Here is a 19930-nt window from a genome sequence, read left to right on the forward strand (position 1 = left end):
AAATTATTTAATAAAATCGATTTAGCAAAATGTGATTGTAAAATAAATTCACCCTTAATAGTATAATTTCCCCGGGGCTACAACGAAGGAAACGAAATCCCTTTGATCTTCCTGAACAATTCAACCGCGTACAGATCTGTCATCCCGGATACAAAATCTAATACCGACTGGATCTTTGAATAGTCATCCTCGTTTTTAGTAAGGAATTGTTTGGGGATCAGTTCTATCAGCTTTTTATGGTATTTTGAATTGTTTTGCAGATATGCCGGTATAAACTCCTCCAATATACCGCCCATTACTTTATAACCCGCGACTTCTATCTGTACTACCGATGAGTAATTATAGATCCTTTTTATAGAAAGCTTAGTAATGTTTTTCATGATCGACCTGAATGGTTCGTCAATCAAATCCATCAACGAATGATTAAAATCGCCATCAAGGATGGTTTGCTTTTCGCGGTAAAACAGTTTGGAACATTCCTGTATCAGGGTGTTGATGGAACGCGCCCGCAGGTAGCCAACTTTGGCATCGTCGTCATCAATGTCATCCAAACGGGTACGCATTTTAGGATCGTTACATAAGGGCAGCAGCAGGTCTTCAATTTCCTGGTACGATAGAATATTTAAACGGTGCGCGTCTTCAAGGTCGATAATGTTATAGCAGATATCATCGGCTGCCTCCACCAGGTAAACCAGCGGATGGCGCTTATAGATCAGCGGGCTATCCTGTACTTTAGTTAATCCCAACTCATCGGCTATCTTTTGAAAGCCATCTTGTTCCGATTGAAAAAAGCCATATTTTTTGGTGTAGATATTTGCCTTATTGCCCCCCACTATGGATGCGCAGGGATATTTGGCAATGGCGGCTATAGTTGCATAAGTAAGCGCGAAACTTCCGTTGCCCTTGCCAGAGTAAGCGTGCGTTAAGATGCGTAGCGCATTGGCGTTACCTTCAAAGTTAATTAAATCGGCCCATTGACTTTCAGTTACCCTGTCCCGGTATTGTTTACCATCGCCTTCGGCAAAATAGTGTGAAATAGCAGATTCACCCGAATGGCCGAACGCAGGATTGCCCAGGTCATGCGCCAGGCATGCCGCCGAAACGATGGTATCAATATCGCTCATTAACGGCAGACGGGCATCTATCCCAGGATCTTCTGCCTTAAGCCTGTTATAAAAAATACGACCTAATGATTTTCCTACGCTGGCTACTTCCAAACTATGCGTAAGTCGGTTATGTACAAACACACTGCCCGGCAAAGGGAATACCTGGGTTTTATTCTGCAATCTTCTGAACGGCGACGAGAATATGATTCGGTCATAATCGCGTTGAAACTCCGACCGGGCATCAACCTGGCTCGCTACGTATTTATCCTCGTAACCCCAACGTTTTGCCGATAATAACTTTTCCCAATTCATAAAATATGCAATTACCAGGTAGCTTTTAAATTCACAGGCAATATTATCCTATAATTCTCAATAAATTATAACCGTATGGACATTTTATAATCAGAATTATTCATTGGGTAATAGGTGATGAATCTTTTTATTGAGTCGCTTTTAGAAAGGTAGCCGCTACGCGGCACCTTGCGGGTGGTGGGGATTGGCTACCAATAGGTAGCCGCTATGCGGCAAAAAATAGCAATTGGCAATGATAAGCCCAACAAGATAAAATTGTCCATATCTCACAATCATGTCTGCCGCGCAGCGGCTACCTATTTGTAGAAAAAAAAGCAGAAGATTTTTATGCGCCGTAGGTGCTACCTATCCAATGTAGATGAAATCTGACAAATCTAAAAGCGATTTCCCTGCTACCCCTGCGCCACGCCGCCCAAACTTATCTTCTTAGCAATCAATTTATAAGCCAACACTAAACCGGTTAACAATAACGTACAACCCAAAATCCAGTTAATTAAATTATGCTGCGCTTTAAGGGCATTCATTAAATAGTTGCCTGCAACCCCATAAAGCACAAATGCCAACAGCGTGCCTGTGCCTATAGCGGTAATATAAACATTGTAATCCCCTGCTTTTGAAGCCAGCACCTCGCGGCCTTTTAGTACTGCCGTCCAACCCAGCCAAAAGGGTAAATGCAGCGGGTTAAGCAGGCTAAGTACCAGGCCCGAGTAAAATGGCTGCATCCCCACAAAGGGTAAATCATCCTGAAAACTACGCATATGAAACGCAGCCTCTAAAGTTTTGTAAGCTAGAAAAAAGATCACCACACACATAAAGGCGCTCAGGTATTTGAACAGCTTTTGCAGGTGCCCAAGTTTATCCAATAAAAACAAAGCAAGCCTTACCAATACAACTTCTACTATAATTGCCGCCAGTCCAAATTCTGCAGCGCCCATAAAATTACCTTTAAGCGCGTAGTTGGCCACATTGGCATTTAAGGTGCCAATGGGCAACGCCCCTATAAAACTGATGCTGAAAGCAACAAAAAACAACTTCAAATATTTGCTCATGGGTTAGGATACTAATTTTAGGTAATTGGTATTATTTTTTAGCATGGTGATACCCTGGCGGTAGGTCATGCATTTGAGGCCTTTGTTAAGGCGGTTTTGCTTGCTGATATCGCTTAGGAGTTTCCAATGGCGCATAATCTCTTTCCAGGCAAAAAATATGGAGTGTTTGGGATCATAGATGTGCGTTGGTTCGCTGCCTGCACCGTTCAACTCCACTATCGCCAGGTTTTGGCCGGCGCAAAGTTCATCCCAGGTATTGTACATGACGTCCATCCGCCCAAAATAAAACTCGGGGATCTGCTGGCACATTTTGTCAATGTTCTCTGTTAATTCATCGGTGATTAAATGGCTGAGGTCTATAAACTTGGCCCCCCGTGCGTGGTTGCCATAGGGCACCAATGTCAATGCTTCACCTGTAGGCAATATATTGTGCAAAATATCGGCATGGGTATCTTTCAATACAGGTAACTGTAGTAAATAACGCGGCTCGTTGATAATCAGCTCGACTATTGTCGATCTTCCATCGCCGGTTACGGTTAAAAACTCCTTGCCTACAATCCCCGAAATATGCCCTTTACTTTCGCCCGGCATGCGGTGATAAAAGATCCCGACTTCATTTTTATAAGGGATATAGGCCTGCAATAAAAAGTCGACCCTGATACTTTTAACATACTGGCTTAGCTCATCCAAATTATGCACCTTTTTTACCAGCACGCCCCTGCCGCCAATATCTGGCTTGGCTATCATCGGAAAACTGAAGCGATGCTCTTCTATAGCTTGTTTTATCAATTCCATATCGGTACCAGCGGTAAAAAACATGGTTTCGGGGTTGTACTTTTCAGGCATCAGTTTATAAATAAGCCATTTGCTTTCCATCGCGAAGCCTCCATTTTCTATTAGCGGATTTGCAGCGTTAAAAAAGAAAAACGAACGTGATTTAAAGCTAAGCCAAAACCAGTAAAACATTACCGGCAAATAAACCGTGTTGAACGACCAGTATTCCCAGTTCATCAACCTGATAAAAAAGCTTCTCAATTCTAAAAACCGGGGTAAAGTAAATTGAGGCTTTACCGGCGTAATCTCTTTTTCAATATGAAGCCCGCTTACATATTGCTTATCATCTTTCAGATCATGATAAGTCATGGTTACGTTTTGCTCGCTTACATCAATATTAGTGATGCTCATGGTTTTCATTTTCCCTTCGCGGTTTATCACCAAACCATCTTTCAAATCGCCGCTGCCTCCATAGTGGTGGAAGCGTAAAATATCATCAGCGGTTTTCTGGCATTGGCCGCGGTTCCAATCGCTAAACCAGCTATTTCTTTTGGCAGTAGCCATTTTATCATACAACGTTACCGACGACCATATATAAGCCATCTTTTCATCAAGCGGGGTAATGTGCTTGCGTCCACCATCCCAACGGCATTCATACAGTTTATTGCCCGAGTACAGCACTACAGTAAATGGTTCAATGCCATACAAGTTGAGTGTACTGTAAAACTCATAAGGGTTATCGGCTTTAATAATATCCATTAAAACCAGGCCCCTGCTTTTTTTATATCCAGGCTGCGGGGTATGTTTTATAAAAGCGCCGTTCAGTAACACCACCAGGTCGCCGTTATTTTTGGCAGCAATCCAACTGCCGTTACGGTCGACATCTTTGGGGTAAAGCAGGGTATTTTTGCCGTTGCTATATTCCCGCGGCGTAATGGCCTGCCCCCTGTTTACGCTTTCGTCCCGGTTCGAGGTTAGGTAAAACCCCTCCTTTTTAGGGATGTAGGTTACTGTGCACATGCCGCCCTGAATTTCAGTGTAGATGCTGCGACACCAAACTCCGCGGGAATCTCAAGTTCGGATATAGCCTCTACCCCTATTCTTATCAATGCCATGTGGTGCACGGTATGCTCCATATTGTAAACCAGCTCGCGTAAGTAATTGGTAATTACCTGGGCGCGGTGGTCAGCTTCGGCACCATACTCTACATTTAAAACAAGCTCCCTATCTGGCTTAACCAGGCTGGCAACTATTTGGTGCAGGGTATTAATGGCCACGTATTTATCAGATTCGATAGCGTGGTTACGAATGCGTTTATCGTAATCAACTATCCTGTCTTCGTAGCCTTTATTTAGTTCGATAAAAAACTCCAGGATGTGGCGGGTATGCTGGCCGATGGTAGATTTTGATAACACCTTTACCGGCTGCGTATATTGCTGGTTGGTTAATCCTTCAATTACATATTCTAATTGCTCCATTAAGTTGGAGATAGGTTCTTTCAGTTTCATGATGGTGGTATTTAAAATGATTAAGCCTGTTGATGAATGAATGGGATGTAAGAGATGAGCTGTTTTCTGTAAATGATGAGCAAAATTGCAGAGCAGATGAAAACAGCCAGCGCGAGGGTAAACAACTGCCCGCCATCGTTTTGAACTACAATGCCCAATTTGGTCAGGTGCGATAATATGGCACCGGCCATAATACCAACTGCTAATAAAGCACCAAGACTGGTGGTTTTAGGGATAACGATGAGTATAGAGGCTACAAGTTCCAAAGAACCTATCCCTATACGCCCCCAGGGTTCTAAACCAAGGGTAGTGAAAATATATACAGACTCTGGTGCTGCGCTAAACTTAAAGTATAAGGTTTGCAGCATAATAATGGCGGCCGCCAGGCGAAACAGCCATGTTAAAATGTTAAGTGGTACGCTTGTCATGATCGTTGTGTTTTTAAGTGAGTTGTGTTTGGTTGATGGTTTTATCGGTATTTGTTTTTACCAGTTTTATGGCCGCCTGGGCTATATCCCTGCCTAATTCTGCTTTTGATTTTAGGGGTAATGCCCTGAATACAAAATCCTTGTTGATGATGGTGATTTTGTTAGTATCGAAGCCGAATGTCGCCCCACTGTCCTGGGTGGAATTAAGGACAATGAGGTCAAAATTCTTCTTGTATAACTTTTTTAGGGCGTTTTGCTCTTCGTCGTTAGTTTCTAAAGCAAAGCCCACAGCAACCTGGTCGTTTGTTTTTACCTGCCCAAACTCGTAGGCTATATCTACGTTTTTAACCATTTTAAGGTCGAACTCGCTGGCCGATTTTTTCATCTTATTGATGTAGATCTCGGCCGGTTTGTAATCGGCCACGGCGGCAGCGAAAACGGCGATTTTTGCTGATGCGAAGTAAGCCTTACAGGCCGCGAACATTTCATCGGCCGAGTTAACGTTGATGGTGGTTAGGTTTGGATTGGTAAGCGTTAAGTTGACCGGACCAGATACCAATACCACGGGGTAACCTGCCTCTAAAAAGGCAGTGGCGATAGCATAGCCCATTTTTCCTGACGAATGGTTACTGATGTAACGCACCGGATCAATGGCTTCCCGTGTTGGCCCGGCGGTAATTAATACCAAAGGTTTCTCTGTTGCTGTGTTCATGATATTTAGCGTTTTATTGGCCTTTAATTTCCGGCCATTTTTCGTCGGCTGTTTTGATCAAAGCAGGTTGGTCTTTAGTCCACAGTTCTTTTACCTTGCTGTTATAGTTAAAGTAAAGCTTATCGTTTACCACCGTCCAGGTATCGGTTTGGGTTGGCGCTTTGTGACCTTGCGTAAGACCATAAGCACAGTAACCGCCATACTGAGGCGCGTATTTATCCGGATCGGCTTTAAAAGCTTCGAGGTTTTGACGGGTGGAGAACAGCCAGGTAGCTTCTTTCCAAGTGTAGCTTAAGCTATCGGCACCTTTAACAGGTTTTGATTCTTTAAAAAAAGCAACCGGGTCATACCCTTTAATGGCTTTGCCGCCTGGTGCAAAAATTTCTGACTTTTGAGCTTTAGCCTCTACAATGGTGAATAGCGCGAGTACGGCAATGATGATGGTACGTTTCATAATGTTTGTGCTTTTGATTGATGATGATTTGCCCGGTTTATTTGATGATCTTGTCCCAGTTGGCATCAGCCTTACGTTTCAGGTTGGCTTCGTCCTTATCCCAGGTTTTTTTGGTGTTGTTGAAAAACTTGTTGTAAAACAGGTAAAGCTTACCATCCAACAGTTTGAAGGTACCGGGATCGATGTCTACTTTCTCGCCGGTGGCACCCATGGCGTAAGCGCACCAGCCGCCATATTGCGGTTGATATTTGGCAGGGTTGGCTTTAAATAAATCCCTATCCTGTGTGGTAGCAAAACGGTAGGTAATGCCCTCGGCAGTTAGGGTGATATCCTTTTTACCTTCCTGTGCTTTTTGGACAGTGAAATAGCTAACCGGGTCATAACCTTTAATGGCTAAACCCTCGCTATCAAGGTTGTAATGTTTTTTATGAAGATCTGTGGCGGTTTGTGCCGATGCCATGCTGATGGTAAATGCGGAGGCCAAAAGCAGGCTGAATAATTTTTTCATGATATTTTTATAAGTGTTATGGTGTTTTTCCCGCTTTGTCGCAGGATTGCACCAAGCCTTACAAAAAATTTGAAAATAATTTAGGGAGATGCTGGTTTGTTGGGGCGCTTTTAGAAAGGAGGCACCTACGGAGCCCATACAAGAACAAGAGATTATTTACTATAAACACGTAACTCCTACGGAGTTCTAAAACGCAGACCACCTAATGAATTTAAAAAATGACTACAGGCTCCAGAGGAGCCACGTGTTTATAGCAAAACATGCGTATTCTGGCTCCGTAGGTGCCTCCTGAATTTCAAAATCGATTTCCCACGTTTTACTTGTAAACAAACCCGACGAACGTGTTATTTAACCGTCTGTAAAGTAAGCAGATGCGCTTTGATGATATCAAAATGCTCATAGGGGATGTAGTGATTGGCACCGGGTATAATGATCACTTTAACATGCTTATTGAAAGCCAGCTTTTTGGTGCCATAATCCACATTTTTTACCGTTACCAGGGGGTCTTTATCGCCATGAATAAACGTTACGGGCATAGTTAGGCGGTTGTAGCAGGTATCCATTTGATACAGATCTTTTTTAAAATACCAGATCTCGGTATTGCAAACCCTGAAGGGGCGTGGTAACAGGTATTGTAACGGGTTATAAACCACCCAGGCCCGCCATTTTTCGGCGGGTTCATCGTAGGGGGAGATTGAGCCGGCAAGGATGGTTACAGAAGTATAAGCTTCGGGATGATCCTGGGCAAGCTTTACTACTATCGGCCCGCCCAAACTATGCCCCATCAGGTGGAAGGGCTTACCGTTTCTTTCCTGCTTTACTATGCCATAAATGAGTTTGGATTGTTCCTGCAGATGATAGGCATGCCCGGGGTTGCTGTATCCAAAACCGGGCCTGTCAATAGCTATCAGCCTGAAATGCTTTAGCAGGTCGCGGTCCATCAAATATTCGCGGTACCGTTTCCATGAACCCGGCGATCCGTGGATAATAAAAATGGTGGGCAAGGTATCGTTACCTACTTTAACGTAATGTAAGCGTACGTTATCAACATAAGTATAGGTAAACCGCGGCTGCAAACTTTGCTCATCAAATTCAACTTCGGCCTTTTTATCGGGCATACGCATGTACCTGCAGGATGTGAAGGCGATTAACATAAAGGGTATGAAAATGAGTACGAATTGCCTGAATTTCATAAAATCACAATTAATTATTGGTGATTGAGAGGCGCAGGTGTTTAAGATGGAACGACAATAAAACCATGTCATTGCGAGGCACGAAGCAATCGCGAACTCTGCAAGACCGCTCTGCAAACGTGCGATTGCTTCGTGCCTACCCATGACGTTTTGTAAGAAACGTTTGTCATCCTGAACATAGTGAAGGATCTTCTTCGCTATAAAAGTCTGCAATTAGCAGGGCGAAGAAGATCCTTCGTTCCTGCCATTGACAAATTTGTAACTTACTGATTATTAGAGCTATTTTTAGTGCCATTTGCAATGCTATTATTTGTGCGCAAATAAAACTTACTCAGGATGACAAATCTTTTACGTCATTTTCCCTTCACAGTCCGCGGATTTTACCACTCGCAATGACATGGTAGGGTTCCAATGGAAAAGAGAAACGACACAGTAACGAGATTTCCTTTTGCAATACCATTTCAAACAACATCTTCTAAAGTATCAATTTATGCATCAATTAATTTTTATTATTATTCAACTGCTGTTCTATCTTGTCCTTCATCTCTTTTTTAAACTCGTCGTTGAGCTTCATTTCGGTGTGTGTGTCATCATGTAGCAGGTTATGCACCATTTTGTTGATGTTGGCACTCTGTTGCATAAATATGCGACAAACTACACAACCGGCCAGGTGAATTTTCAATTCCAGCTTTTCGCGCATGGTTATACTACTTAGTTGCTGCTTCTCGATCAAAAACGTAGCTTTCCTGCAGTTGTAGGCTATTTTAGTTATCTCATCCATTTCCATATCCTCCTGTATTTAATTCCAATTCCGTTGTAAACATGCCCTAAGATTAAGTTTGGTGCGGTGTATGATCACCCAAAAATTGGCTGTGGTAACTTTTAGTTCGCTGCAAATTTCCTCGGTTTTGGCATCGTCCATATGTTTCATGGTAAAAACAGCCAGCCACTGCGAGGGCAGTTTTTGCAGACATCGCTGTAAAATGCTGTTCAGCTCTTTATTCAGCATCGGGCAATCATCTTCCAGACCAAAAGCCTTTGGCACATGTTCCGGTCGCCAGTTGTTGTAATCGGGCACAAAGAAATCCGTTTGTCCTGCCCCGGCATCTAATGAAACCGTTTTTTTTGCCAGGCCCGATGAGGCTTTGCGGTAATTATCAATCACCTTGTTTTTTAAAATAGCCGTGAGCCAGGTTTTTTCGGAACTCCGGCTTTCAAAACCATCCACTTTCTCCAACGCGGCCAAAAAAGTTTCCTGCACCAGGTCGCGTGCTTTATCCTCATTATTGGTGCGCGTAAAAGCGTAGGTGTACAGGTAATCGGCATATTTATCAACCCATTGATGCGGATCGATCAAATACTCACCGCCAGACTGCGTTTGCTGCGGATTGTTAAGCATGTTATAATCAGTAGAATTATCCATAGTTAGAGGTATGTTTCATGATCAGGCCTGAAGCCCTGTATGTCCTTTTTGCCGGTTAGTCGTTTTTGATTGTGAAACCTTACAAGAAAATTAAAGTTTTTTTATAAAATACATTAAGATTCACTAAATCAACAGTTTAAATAAAAAACAAGCGTCATTGCGAGTGATAAAATTTCGCGAAATTCTGAAGGAGGGGATGACAATATAAAGCTATGTCATTGCGAGGCACGAAGCAATCGCGAACTGTGCAGATTCGCCCTGTATAGCATGCGATTGCTTCGTGCCTCGCAATGACATGATGGACTTGTCATGGGTAGGAGGCATTCGATTTTACACGACCATTAGTTCCGTACGCTGGCAACGACTCACGCCGGCAACGCTTCGCTGGCCGACCCTCTCTCCGACTAAAGCCGCACAGAGGGTAAAAAAAGCTTTTTATTTTCCAAACCCTCTTTGCAACGAAGTTGGAGAGAGGGTCGCCGGCGTAGCCTGGCGGGGTGAGTCTTCCCTTGGTTTGTTTAAACGATATAAGCCCTCATAGTTTGTGGCTTACTGAACCACCTTAATCTCCGTTCTCCTGTTCAACTGATGATCTGTTTCAGAACATTTTACATGATCGGCGCATTGATTTACAAGGTTGCTTTTGCTGTAACCTTTGGCAGTCATTCTTGTAATTGCAATGCCGTTTTTGACCAAATAGGCAACTGCCGCCTTTGCCCGGCGTTGGGATAGGGCAAGGTTGTAAAGATAAGACGCCCTTGAATCGCAGTAAGATGATAACACCACCTTTAAACCGGGGTATTGTTTTAAAACATCGACAAGCTTGTTCAACTCTGCCGCGGCATCGGGCCTGATAAATGATTTATCCAGATCGTAATAAATGATCCCAGTGGTGTAGCCCGCCGCCGGTAAACCTGTGACAGAGCCAGGCAATGAAGGTACTGCCGAAGTAATAACAGACCCGGGCGTTGATCTTAAAGGTTTAATGATTTTAATACTGTCTTTCACCAAAGCAAACTCATAAATATCATCATTGCCCTGTCCGTTTTCCCGGTTCGACGACAGGTAACCGCCCAAGCCATCATGAGTAATTAAATTAAAATCGTCGCTGGTACTATTGATGGGATATTTTAAGTTTTTAGGACTGCTCCAATTTGCTTTGCTACCTATGGCTGTGTAAATTTCATACCCCCCCATACCGGGTAGCCCTTTTGAGGCATAGTACAATACGCCATTATCATCCACAAAAGGAAAGTTCTCTTCCTCTTTGGTGTTTACCTTATTACCGCAATTAACCGGCTTAGCCCATGAGCCATCGGTTTCTTTCTGGCAATACCATAAATCTGTTTTACCCAGCCCGCCAGGCATATCCGAACTAAAGTACAAAAACCGGCCATTTTTTGACAGCGCCGCATTACCAACCGAGTATTGCTTAACATTGTTATAAGCAAAACCACCGCATATTACCCAGCGATCTCCTTTTTTGCAGGCCGTTACCAATTGCAGGCGGCGGGTGTAAAGCCTTTGCCCGGTGCGTTTATCGATTGGGAGGTTTTTTGAAGCCGTTTCTGTACTTAGGGTGATGTAGGCGGTATCGCCCTGCGCGTTCAGCGCCATTGGCCCGACGTGGTACGCGCCTTTAAATTCGGGGCTGTTTCCAGCGTCGATGATCAGCGCCTTGGTTTCTTTGGTTGTTAAATCATACTCATACAATTTAAACCAGCCGTTGCCGGTGCGGTTATCTGTTTTGCCATCGCCGGTTTCTCGGTCGGACGTGAAAATGATACCCGTTTTGCCATCGTAGCTCGCACCCCAGTCAGATGATTGAGTATTGGCAGCAATGGCATTGGTTACTTTATAGGCTGACGATTGTTTCATCCAAACGATAGCCGAATCGCAATCGTTGAGCTTTAAGGCCAACGCGCCCGCATCCTCTGTAAAGTAAATGCGGTATTGTTGTTTTGCCTGCTCAAATTTTTGGTTTCTCAGCAGTACTTCGGCATAAAAATAATGACTTAACTTTTCGGCTTTGGGATTGGCTATGATCCGCTCATACCATTGCCCGGCCTCGGCGTATTGGTTAATGTAGCGATAGCAGGTGGCTACGCGCTCCATTAGCTTTACATCGGCGTTTTTTCGTTCGGCCAGTTTAAGATATAGTTGAAGACTTTTGAAATATTCATACCGGTCAAAAAGCTTATCGGCCTGTTGCTTAATAGATAGCTGCTCCTGCGCGGTGGCAGCTTTTGCTACCAACAACATCCCTATACAAGCCAGTATAAACTTTTTCATCGTCTTAAAAATATCGTGGACTAACCTCTCGCCCGTTTTTACCTGGGAAACTGATACTCAATGAAAGCTCATGCGAGCCGCTTTGCGAACTTGCCAGCTTGCTTGTGGTGAAATCATAAGAGTATCCTATCCTAAAATTATCACTGATATAAAACTGCACAATACCAGCTACCGCGTCGGTTTTATCCAGGCTGGTTTGCAGGTTACTCTTATGCCACAGATCAACACCTGTACGGTACGATGCGCCTATCCAGATCCGCTTGTTGAATATCACGCTGTTGCTAACATCCACATTGGTAGGCCCTTTAAAATCCTCCTTAACCAATAAAGAGGGCTTCAAATCTATCGTCTCATTAAGCGGGATCATAGTCCCCCCCGTTAAATAGATGGTGCGCTGCTGTTTATACTGCTGCAAATGATCAAGCGTGTTACCCAACCCGGAAAGCAGGTTAAATATCGATGCCCCAATATATACGTTTGGCGAGTAATAATAGATGCCGAACCTGAAATCGGGCGTTATATTGCTTTGGGTGCCTGCCGGTATATTGGCGTCGCCATCATCCGTAGCGTTAAATTTGGCACCATCTAACCTATACTGTATTGCGCCAAAACCGATACCAAAACACAGGCGTTTGGTATCCAGTTCGTCCAACCGCAAGCGGTAAGCATAATTCGCATAAACCGACGATGTACTTTCGGGCCCCAGTTTATCAAACGTGGCTATCAGGCCTAAGCCTACATTTTGATTGGTGTTGTTGGTTAAGCCATCCACGGCTACAGTACCCGTTTTGGGGGCATCGTTAATACCCACCCACTGGATGCGGCTACTTAGGTTAAGCGTCCAATCTTCTTTATAACCCGCATACGCCGGGTTTACCGCTAAACCGTTAAATACATACTGGCTAAATTGTATGCTTTGCTGGGCCTGTAGTTTTAGGGTGAGTAAAACCAGGCCTGTCATCAGCATACATAATTTATAGCCGCGCATCATTTGCTTAGTTTTAAAAATACCCATCCTTTAAGCGACGTAACTTCGCCGGTATGCTCTTTCCTGTTCAGGATATAGAAATAAGTGGCTTCGGCAAGGCCGCTGCCATTCCAGTCATTTTTGTAGTTATCGGCCCGGTAAACTTCATTGCCCCAGCGATTAAAGATGAGTAATTGCGAACCTGGATAACTTTCTAAGCCCACAATTTTAAACACATCGTTTTTGCCATCGTTATTTGGTGTGATGATATTGGGGATCGCCAGATCGGTAGAGATCACTTTTAACACTACGGTATCGGCACAGCCATTTATATTGGTGTATAAAAAATGATATAAACCCAATTGGTCAAGCCCGGCGATGGTGGTAGTCGGGCTGGTGATATTGGTAATTGTGGCTTTGGCGACATCGGCAGCCAACTGTGTCCAGGTACCAATTCCTGTGCCTGCCATAGTAGCCTGGGCGTATTGAAATATAGTTTGATCGGGGCCGGCATTTGGCGCCAGGGTTACATGGATAATATTGGTTTTGATATTATTGCATCCAACACCAGATGGCAATGCATCACATTCATTAGCTGCATCAGTAGGTATAGCGGCATCGGGATTAGTGGCGTCCGGGTCGGTTACATCAGCCGGGCGCAGCATACCCGCCGAAACAGCAAGATCACCGTTGGCCGTGGCAGCGATGTTGCCGGTGATGGTAAAAGTGCGCACAGCACCGTTGGCTATATCAATATTGGCATGGTAGGCGTTGGCAGTAACCGCCCCGCCAGACGAAGCAGAGATCCCCGTAATTGACGCGCTGGTAACAGCTACATCTGTTAGCGTAGCCGGGAAATCAAAACTGAACTGCCCGCCACTAACATCATCCGGGCCACTATTTTTCACCACCACTTTATATACCGCTATCTGCCCCGAACAGGCATCCGAAGCGGTGATACTTTCTACCGATAGATCAGCCTCCCGGGTTACAAAACTTACCGAACTAATTACCGGCTTACTTTTAATATAACTCCAGGTATCTATGCATTTATTATTGCCAAAATCGGCATCGTTAAGCGGATTAGTAGTTGTACTCCCCCATTTATGCCCGTTGATAGCGCTGCTTAAACCCGTCAAATTTTTAACCGGGTTTGATGGTGTGCCAACCACGGTTATCGGGCTATCGTCCCAGTAAAGTGAATCATCGGGCGCATAGGTACCGTTGGTACGGGTAAGCAATAGCCCGTTCACGTTTCGTTCCACATCAAAAAACGGAAAGTGTACCTCGCCTGCTGTTGTTGCTATGGTAATACCGGCCTGGAAGGTGCTGTTGGTTGCAGGTACTTTATTGCCGTTGCCGTCAAGTCCATCCCAAAAAACCTGGTTGTTGCCCGCATTAGCCTGCCCGGTTAGTTTACGGTCGATGGCATCGGTATATAATCCGTTATGATTAATATCAAGGGTGATCACATAAGTGCCATTACCCGTAATATTAAAATTGAAATTGCCGCCCAAAGGGCTTGTACCGGCCATCCCGGGTGTCCCCTCGGCACCGGTAAAAGTTACGTTACTTATTACAGGCACTACAGGGGCCTGCAAAAGCCAGGTAGTGGCAGCTCCGGGTGTATTTGCCGTAGCAGGCAAATCGGCTGCGGGCGTATTGAAAAAGATCTTTTGGGTAACATCTGTTTCTGTATCCGGCGCGCGTGGGTCCTGCACGTTGATATTTGGGCTTAACCCATTTATACTTTTGTACGATGCCTTGCCGTCGTCGCCCCTGAAACCTTTGTTGTTTACAAAAAAGGTGAAGCCATTACCCGCCTGCCCGTTATTGTTGAGTATATACTGATAGCCATCTTTAGTAAGGATATGAAATATGGCATTAAAGCCCACATTAAATGTACCCAATATCCCCGAAAACACCTGCGTATAAACCCGGCCGTTTACAAAGCCGGTGTTGGCGGCATTACGCACAGACACATCAAAGGCGGTTATATATTCGGCCGCAGGCTGTGTCCAGTTTGCATTAGCGGCTACTGTAGGAGGGTTGCCATTCAGGTCACTCCCCAGGTTTCCGGCAATAAAATCTATTTCCCAAACACCTTCCTGCCCCGGCTGTACTGTTTTTATAAAGGGAGTATAACCACCCGCATTGGGCAGCGGACCAGCCTGTTCCTGCGCCCGGTTTTGGATAAGACCAACAAGCGCATCGGTGCCGCTGGTATAAGTATTGCCATCGGGCGCCCTCAAATTTATGGTGCCTGTACTAATACCCTGGGCGCTTGAACCTACGTAAATACGCTCGCCTGCTTTTACATAAACTTTCATGGTACCCAACGTGGGGAACGGGAACGAGGCGTTGTTTAATGTACTACTGGAGAAAAGATAAGCACGATTGCCTCCATTGGAATTGAGTTCCTTACTGCCCTCGGCCAATAAATTATTTGTATTTATTACGTTAATAAGCATTACCACAAATGCCATAGAAAAGCATCTGACTATCAACAACCTTAGGCGCGGATAAATATTGATTGAGGTGAAGGCTGTGCTTTGCAGCATGTATTTGTGTTTACAACGCTGTAAGTTATAAAAAGGAAGGGAATTTGGGCGAAAAATATTTTGTGGGTATCGTTCCTTATAGCGATGGGTTTTAAACCTTGAGTGTTCGAAAGATTTTTTATTCCCTCCCAACTGGCTGCTATTCCTTCTCACCCCCTATTTAAATAATCGTAAAATATTGATACGGATACCGTTATTGATTACAATCTGTTTAAATAGGCATTACATATATTAACAATTTGTTAAACCCATAGCCCAACAATATATCGTTATCAAAACAAAAATCCGGTTCTCTTGCATTTTTACTAATAACTGACTACTGTTTTCATAAAAAGTAGTATTTTTAGACAACTTTTCTGACCAGTATACCGGCAACGGTAAACTATTAATACTTAAGGGTATGAATGCCATTCACAACAAGGATATTGGGACAAAACAAAAAGCCCTTGCCATTAATCTTGACCCTAAAATATACGGATCATTCGCTGAAATTGGTGCCGGGCAGGATGTAGCCGCTAATTTTTTTAAAGCAGGTGCATCTTCAGGAACTATAGCCAAAACCATGTCGGCCTATGATATGGTGTTTTCTGATGCTATTTACGGAGTACAGGCAACACGCCGGTATGTGAGCGAGGCCAGGCTGATTTCCATGCTTGATCATGAATATGGTTTGCTTATTGAGCGCCTTGCAGCGCAACGAGGTGATTCTACCACCTTCTTCGCTTTTTCTGATACGGTTTCGGCCCTTAACTATAACAAAACCAACGATGGTCATGGCTGGATGGGCGTGCGTTTTCAGCTAACGCCCAACGGCCCGTTCAATGACGTGGTTATCCACGTAAACCTGCTGGATAATGATACCAACCTGCAACAACAGGCAGCGGGCATATTGGGTGTTAACCTGATGTACGCTTGTTTTTATTATAACGAGATTCCGCCGGTATTTTTGCTGTCGCTTATGGATAACCTTTCAAGAGACAGGATCCAGATAGATATGATCCGCTTTGAAGGGCCCGATTTTACCAAAGTTGATAACCGGTTGATGAGCCTTCACCTGGTTAAATACGGTTTTTCTGACGCGGCAGTATTTGGGCCTGATGGCAAAAATATGCAGCCTACCGAAGTGTTGTATAAAAAACATATCGTAGTGATTCGTGGCCGTTTCCGCCCGCTCATTAACGTACATATGGATATGCTCAACACCGGTGTAAAGCAGTTTTTACAGGAGCCCGATGTTGATAAATCAAAAGTGGTAGTATTAACTGAGCTTACCCTGCAGGCTTTAAAAGAGCGTAATGCCGACCTGAATGCGGATATTGACGAAAAGGACTTTCTTGACCGGGTTGATATCCTTTGCTCACTTGGGCAAACGGTAATGATATCCAACTTTCATGAATACTATAAGCTGGTAGCTTTTCTTTCAAAGATCACCAGGCTTAAAATAGGTATGGTACTGGGATATCCCAACCTTGAATACATCTTCTCTGAAGAGCATTATAAAGACCTGCCGGGCGGTATCCTGGAATCATTTGCTACGCTGTTTAGCCGTAAGGTTAAACTGTTCATATACCCTACCCTGCGCGACGGTGTGATCTTTAACTGCCTGAAATTTTATCCGCCGCCACATTTAATTGACCTGTACCGCTATCTGATAGCCAACAATAAAATTGAAGATATCAGGCATTATAATGAAGGCAACCTGCATGTTGATACCGATAAGGTACTAACATTAATTAAAGAAGGTGCCGAAGGATGGGAAAGCTACGTACCAACCGAAGTTGCCGCTGTGATTAAAGAAAGGTGCCTGTTTGGTTTTCATTGCGAAGTACCGGTAAATACCGAAACTAACGCAACCGATGACACTAATGCCAAACCAGCCTTAGATACCGTTTAATCAGCTACATGACAGATCTTAAACTGGAAGCCGCAAAAGCTGCTTTACAATATATAAAACCGGGTCAAACTATTGGCCTGGGTGCGGGCAGCACCATTGCCCACCTGGTGAATTTAATAGCGACCGAAACTAAACTTGCCGGTACGCTTACCTTTACATCATCTTCATTTAAAACAACCGGCCTGCTTGTACAGAAAGGTTTAAATGTAAAAGCCCCCGCCCTACTCAAATACATTGATATCTATTTTGATGGATGCGATCAGTTTGATCCCGAATTAAACGCGCTGAAAAGTGGCGGCGGTATCCATACTACCGAAAAAATACTGGCCTCAATGGCCGCTGAATTTATTTTACTGGGCGATGCTGCTAAATTTGCCCCGCAACTTGATACAACTTATCCCATGGTTATCGAGGTTTTGCCGGCGGCCTTACAAATTGTATTACACCAATTAACTACCAATTTTCCTGGTGCTACATTAAAACAAAGGATTAGTACCCAAAAAGATGGCGCGGTAATTTCTGATAACGGTAATATGCTGATAGACGTTTATTTTGACAAACTACTTCCTCTGAATGAACTAAACATTAGCATAGGCATGATCCCGGGTATTGTAGAGCACTCGCTGTTTTACAAGGTGGCTGCTAAAGCTATTATAGCGGGTGAAGATGGCATCAGTGTAATTACACCAAGCTATAAATAGCCCAATATCCGCCCCCTATTTCTCAAATTCATCCGGATTAACCTCTGGTTGGGCTGGCTCATCTGGCGGTAACTCCTGTGGCACATTTTCAGGGGCTTCTTCGGGCATTACCGGTTCACCCGGATCCGTTGGCTGCCTGATCTCGGGACTCCCCGGGTTTACCGGCATTTCATCCGGCTCAACAGGCATGGTTTGCTTCTTGCTCATATCTTTATAACCAATTAAACTCTTGTATGGTTTTATTTTGTTGCAATGGGCACCATCCGGGTGATTAACACAAGTAAAAACAGTAAAAAAAGAATAGCCACTTATACAACAAGCTAATAAACAATAACTTAATAAGTTTATTTATAAATTTCAGCTACAACACATCCTCAAAAGATATCATATGCCTACGAATGAAAGTGAGCATACCCCCTAAAACAGCGCATGAAGAAAGGATGAACAATTGCCCCTTAACATATTTTAACTATAATTCGTTTGGTGGTTTAAGTTTGCATTCCTTAATTTAGAAGCTTAATGTTAGCATTGTTATACTCATCCAAACTTCGTAGGCTATTACTTATTGGCCTGTTTTTTTTCTTTCTGCCAAGGGTGTCTTCGGCACAAAATCTCTTTCTGCAAAAAATAGAGATCTGCGATACCGCAAGCTTTTGTGTAGACTGTGGCAGCCCCAAGGCAACCTGCGATCCGTTTACGCTCGATCAGATCTCTGACCGCATCAATCGTAAATATATTTTAAAGGATGCCAGTGGCTCATTAACCTTCCAGGTACTGGTTGAACCTTCGGGTTTTAGCTGCGTGCTGAGTTATGATGATGCAACCAACAGCCCGCTTACGGCCGATTTGATCAGGTATTTGAACGGCTGTATCTGGAAACCGGCTATGGTAAACGGTCAGGCAGTATCATCGTCGGTAAATGTTGTTTTTAAATTTGCACATGGCGCCATATCGGGCAGAATGGCCAGATTAGACCTTAGGCAAATGGAGCCTGCCGGCGCGCCTGTTATTTATAACACCGCAACAACCTATACCAATCCATCCCTAAAAAATTACGATTTTAAGGTATGGACCAAATACAACTCGCCCCTGCCTGATAACATCAGCCAAACCAGCGCGATGGATAAACTGGATGTTTTGTGGTATGCTACATCCAAAGGCCTTACCCGCTTTGATGGCAAAACCTTTAACCCCGTTAATGAATATAACTCGCCTTTTAATGCCGAAACCGCTGTACAGGACATAGCTGTAGACAAGGATAACGACAAATGGGTGTACCTTGATAACCGCATTTACAAATACCGCGATGGAGCCGGATGGCAGATCTTTGATTTTAAGAAGTTTTTGGCACCGGGTGTTACCCATATTTTGAACAGTCGTAACGGCGAATTGCTGTTTACCACCAAAAGCGGTTTGGTAGTAGTACGGAAAGAAAAAGTTGTACTGCTGAACAAGAAAAACCTACCGGAGCTACCTTCGGGCAACATCATCTACGCGTTTGACGACAGCCAGAAACGCATCTGGATAGGCACCACAAAAGGCACCATCATGATTGATAAAAACGCCAGGGTAACTACCTTCAACACATCAGAAACACCACTAAAAAATCTTTGCATTACTGGCTCGGCCGAGGATGAAAATGGCAATATTTATTTTTCACTGGCAGACGAAGACAATAAAACGGCCGGCGATAATGCTAAGGACGGCATGGCCGTACTAAGGCCAGATGGCAGCTGGACACTTTACAACGATAAAAACTCGGGTATGCCGGCAAACCATATCACCAACATGCTGTATGACAAGTTTGAGCATGTTTTGTGGATGGGTACAGATCAATCGGGCCTGGTAAGGTTTGATTTAAAAGATGGTTGGGAAAACTATCACAATAACAATTCGCCTGCGCCCGGCCACAAAATTTACCAGCTGATGCAGGATTCAAGAGGCACCATTTACGCTACCACAGCCAATGGCTTATTGAGGATTGCTAAGAAGTATTAATTAGGCAATTAAATCAACGCAAAGCACTGAAAATATATTAATCCCCGGGC

The 19930-nt window shown here is 44.0% G+C and carries 18 protein-coding genes; 3 read left to right on the forward strand and 15 right to left on the reverse strand.

Features of this window, described 5'->3' with window-relative positions:
* Nucleotides 1–77: 77 nt before the first annotated feature.
* From FHS10_RS11095 to FHS10_RS11160, 14 genes are all read right to left on the reverse strand, one after another.
* Nucleotides 78–1418 carry a deoxyguanosinetriphosphate triphosphohydrolase gene (locus FHS10_RS11095; RefSeq protein WP_259090497.1) on the reverse strand — a complete coding sequence of 447 codons (1341 nt, stop codon included), beginning with the start codon at nt 1416–1418 and terminating at the stop codon, nt 78–80.
* 392 nt (nt 1419–1810) lie between these two features.
* The gene (locus FHS10_RS11100) at nt 1811–2467 is read right to left on the reverse strand and encodes a LysE family transporter (protein ID WP_259090498.1); all 657 of its coding nucleotides are present in this window, start codon (nt 2465–2467) and stop codon (nt 1811–1813) included.
* Between the two features lie 3 nt (nt 2468–2470).
* Nucleotides 2471–4261 carry an NRDE family protein gene (locus FHS10_RS11105; RefSeq protein WP_259090499.1) on the reverse strand — a complete coding sequence of 597 codons (1791 nt, stop codon included), beginning with the start codon at nt 4259–4261 and terminating at the stop codon, nt 2471–2473.
* Entirely contained in the window at nt 4249–4749 is a 501-nt protein-coding gene (locus FHS10_RS11110; protein ID WP_259090500.1) for a hypothetical protein, read from the reverse strand. The genes FHS10_RS11105 and FHS10_RS11110 overlap by 13 nt, the downstream gene beginning before the upstream one ends.
* Before the next feature lie 20 nt (nt 4750–4769).
* Nucleotides 4770–5177, reverse strand: coding sequence for a DoxX family protein (locus FHS10_RS11115; RefSeq protein WP_259090501.1), 408 nt, complete (start codon nt 5175–5177; stop codon nt 4770–4772).
* A 13-nt stretch (nt 5178–5190) separates the two neighbouring features.
* The gene (locus tag FHS10_RS11120; protein WP_259090502.1) at nt 5191–5889 is read right to left on the reverse strand and encodes a phosphopantothenoylcysteine decarboxylase domain-containing protein; all 699 of its coding nucleotides are present in this window, start codon (nt 5887–5889) and stop codon (nt 5191–5193) included.
* 13 nt (nt 5890–5902) lie between these two features.
* Nucleotides 5903–6343 (reverse strand): YHS domain-containing (seleno)protein, encoded by a 441-nt coding sequence (locus tag FHS10_RS11125; protein ID WP_259090503.1) that lies wholly within the window; start codon nt 6341–6343, stop codon nt 5903–5905.
* Nucleotides 6344–6380: 37 nt separating this feature from the next.
* Nucleotides 6381–6851 carry a YHS domain-containing (seleno)protein gene (locus tag FHS10_RS11130; protein WP_259090504.1) on the reverse strand — a complete coding sequence of 157 codons (471 nt, stop codon included), beginning with the start codon at nt 6849–6851 and terminating at the stop codon, nt 6381–6383.
* Between the two features lie 344 nt (nt 6852–7195).
* On the reverse strand, nt 7196–8005 hold the full coding sequence (locus FHS10_RS11135) for an alpha/beta fold hydrolase (RefSeq protein WP_259090505.1): 810 nt from the start codon (nt 8003–8005) through the stop codon (nt 7196–7198).
* Nucleotides 8006–8543: 538 nt separating this feature from the next.
* The gene (locus tag FHS10_RS11140) at nt 8544–8831 is read right to left on the reverse strand and encodes a hypothetical protein (RefSeq protein WP_259090506.1); all 288 of its coding nucleotides are present in this window, start codon (nt 8829–8831) and stop codon (nt 8544–8546) included.
* Nucleotides 8832–8843: 12 nt separating this feature from the next.
* A complete protein-coding gene (locus FHS10_RS11145) occupies nt 8844–9467 on the reverse strand; it encodes a sigma-70 family RNA polymerase sigma factor (protein ID WP_259090507.1) in 624 nt (207 codons plus the stop codon).
* Between the two features lie 549 nt (nt 9468–10016).
* Complete coding sequence (locus FHS10_RS11150; protein WP_259090508.1) at nt 10017–11759, reverse strand: OmpA family protein; 1743 nt, start codon at nt 11757–11759, stop codon at nt 10017–10019.
* Between the two features lie 4 nt (nt 11760–11763).
* The gene (locus FHS10_RS11155; RefSeq protein WP_259090509.1) at nt 11764–12750 is read right to left on the reverse strand and encodes a PorP/SprF family type IX secretion system membrane protein; all 987 of its coding nucleotides are present in this window, start codon (nt 12748–12750) and stop codon (nt 11764–11766) included.
* Nucleotides 12747–15287 carry a T9SS type B sorting domain-containing protein gene (locus tag FHS10_RS11160; RefSeq protein WP_259090510.1) on the reverse strand — a complete coding sequence of 847 codons (2541 nt, stop codon included), beginning with the start codon at nt 15285–15287 and terminating at the stop codon, nt 12747–12749. The genes FHS10_RS11155 and FHS10_RS11160 overlap by 4 nt, the downstream gene beginning before the upstream one ends.
* 400 nt (nt 15288–15687) lie before the next feature.
* Here FHS10_RS11160 and FHS10_RS11165 point away from each other — a divergent pair, with 400 nt between their 5' ends.
* Both FHS10_RS11165 and rpiA read left to right on the forward strand, forming a co-directional pair.
* Nucleotides 15688–17181 carry a TonB-dependent receptor gene (locus FHS10_RS11165; protein WP_259090511.1) on the forward strand — a complete coding sequence of 498 codons (1494 nt, stop codon included), beginning with the start codon at nt 15688–15690 and terminating at the stop codon, nt 17179–17181.
* A gap of 8 nt (nt 17182–17189) precedes the next feature.
* Nucleotides 17190–17882, forward strand: a complete 693-nt coding sequence (gene rpiA, locus FHS10_RS11170) for a ribose 5-phosphate isomerase A (protein WP_259090512.1) — start codon at nt 17190–17192, stop codon at nt 17880–17882.
* A 15-nt stretch (nt 17883–17897) separates the two neighbouring features.
* Here the strand turns inward: rpiA and FHS10_RS11175 are convergent, their stop codons facing one another.
* Nucleotides 17898–18089 (reverse strand): hypothetical protein, encoded by a 192-nt coding sequence (locus tag FHS10_RS11175; protein ID WP_259090514.1) that lies wholly within the window; start codon nt 18087–18089, stop codon nt 17898–17900.
* Nucleotides 18090–18401: 312 nt separating this feature from the next.
* On the opposite strand from FHS10_RS11175, the gene FHS10_RS11180 reads away from it, so the two are divergent.
* On the forward strand, nt 18402–19880 hold the full coding sequence (locus FHS10_RS11180; RefSeq protein ID WP_259090515.1) for a ligand-binding sensor domain-containing protein: 1479 nt from the start codon (nt 18402–18404) through the stop codon (nt 19878–19880).
* The last annotated feature ends 50 nt before the right edge of the window (nt 19881–19930 follow it).

It is taken from the genome of Mucilaginibacter dorajii (genome assembly GCF_024808255.1).
Classification (GTDB): Bacteria; Bacteroidota; Bacteroidia; order Sphingobacteriales; family Sphingobacteriaceae; genus Mucilaginibacter; species Mucilaginibacter dorajii.

Bases quoted from the DNA above. Each gene is read 5' to 3' on its own strand.
- FHS10_RS11095 (WP_259090497.1), bottom strand. From the start codon at position 1,418: ATGAATTGGGAAAAGTTATTATCGGCAAAACGTTGGGGTTACGAGGAT.
- FHS10_RS11100 (WP_259090498.1), bottom strand. From the start codon at position 2,467: ATGAGCAAATATTTGAAGTTGTTTTTTGTTGCTTTCAGCATCAGTTTT.
- FHS10_RS11105 (WP_259090499.1), bottom strand. From the start codon at position 4,261: ATGTGCACAGTAACCTACATCCCTAAAAAGGAGGGGTTTTACCTAACC.
- FHS10_RS11110 (WP_259090500.1), bottom strand. From the start codon at position 4,749: ATGAAACTGAAAGAACCTATCTCCAACTTAATGGAGCAATTAGAATAT.
- FHS10_RS11115 (WP_259090501.1), bottom strand. From the start codon at position 5,177: ATGACAAGCGTACCACTTAACATTTTAACATGGCTGTTTCGCCTGGCG.
- FHS10_RS11120 (WP_259090502.1), bottom strand. From the start codon at position 5,889: ATGAACACAGCAACAGAGAAACCTTTGGTATTAATTACCGCCGGGCCA.
- FHS10_RS11125 (WP_259090503.1), bottom strand. From the start codon at position 6,343: ATGAAACGTACCATCATCATTGCCGTACTCGCGCTATTCACCATTGTA.
- FHS10_RS11130 (WP_259090504.1), bottom strand. From the start codon at position 6,851: ATGAAAAAATTATTCAGCCTGCTTTTGGCCTCCGCATTTACCATCAGC.
- FHS10_RS11135 (WP_259090505.1), bottom strand. From the start codon at position 8,005: ATGTTAATCGCCTTCACATCCTGCAGGTACATGCGTATGCCCGATAAA.
- FHS10_RS11140 (WP_259090506.1), bottom strand. From the start codon at position 8,831: ATGGAAATGGATGAGATAACTAAAATAGCCTACAACTGCAGGAAAGCT.
- FHS10_RS11145 (WP_259090507.1), bottom strand. From the start codon at position 9,467: ATGGATAATTCTACTGATTATAACATGCTTAACAATCCGCAGCAAACG.
- FHS10_RS11150 (WP_259090508.1), bottom strand. From the start codon at position 11,759: ATGAAAAAGTTTATACTGGCTTGTATAGGGATGTTGTTGGTAGCAAAA.
- FHS10_RS11155 (WP_259090509.1), bottom strand. From the start codon at position 12,750: ATGATGCGCGGCTATAAATTATGTATGCTGATGACAGGCCTGGTTTTA.
- FHS10_RS11160 (WP_259090510.1), bottom strand. From the start codon at position 15,287: ATGCTGCAAAGCACAGCCTTCACCTCAATCAATATTTATCCGCGCCTA.
- FHS10_RS11165 (WP_259090511.1), top strand. From the start codon at position 15,688: ATGAATGCCATTCACAACAAGGATATTGGGACAAAACAAAAAGCCCTT.
- rpiA (WP_259090512.1), top strand. From the start codon at position 17,190: ATGACAGATCTTAAACTGGAAGCCGCAAAAGCTGCTTTACAATATATA.
- FHS10_RS11175 (WP_259090514.1), bottom strand. From the start codon at position 18,089: ATGAGCAAGAAGCAAACCATGCCTGTTGAGCCGGATGAAATGCCGGTA.
- FHS10_RS11180 (WP_259090515.1), top strand. From the start codon at position 18,402: ATGTTAGCATTGTTATACTCATCCAAACTTCGTAGGCTATTACTTATT.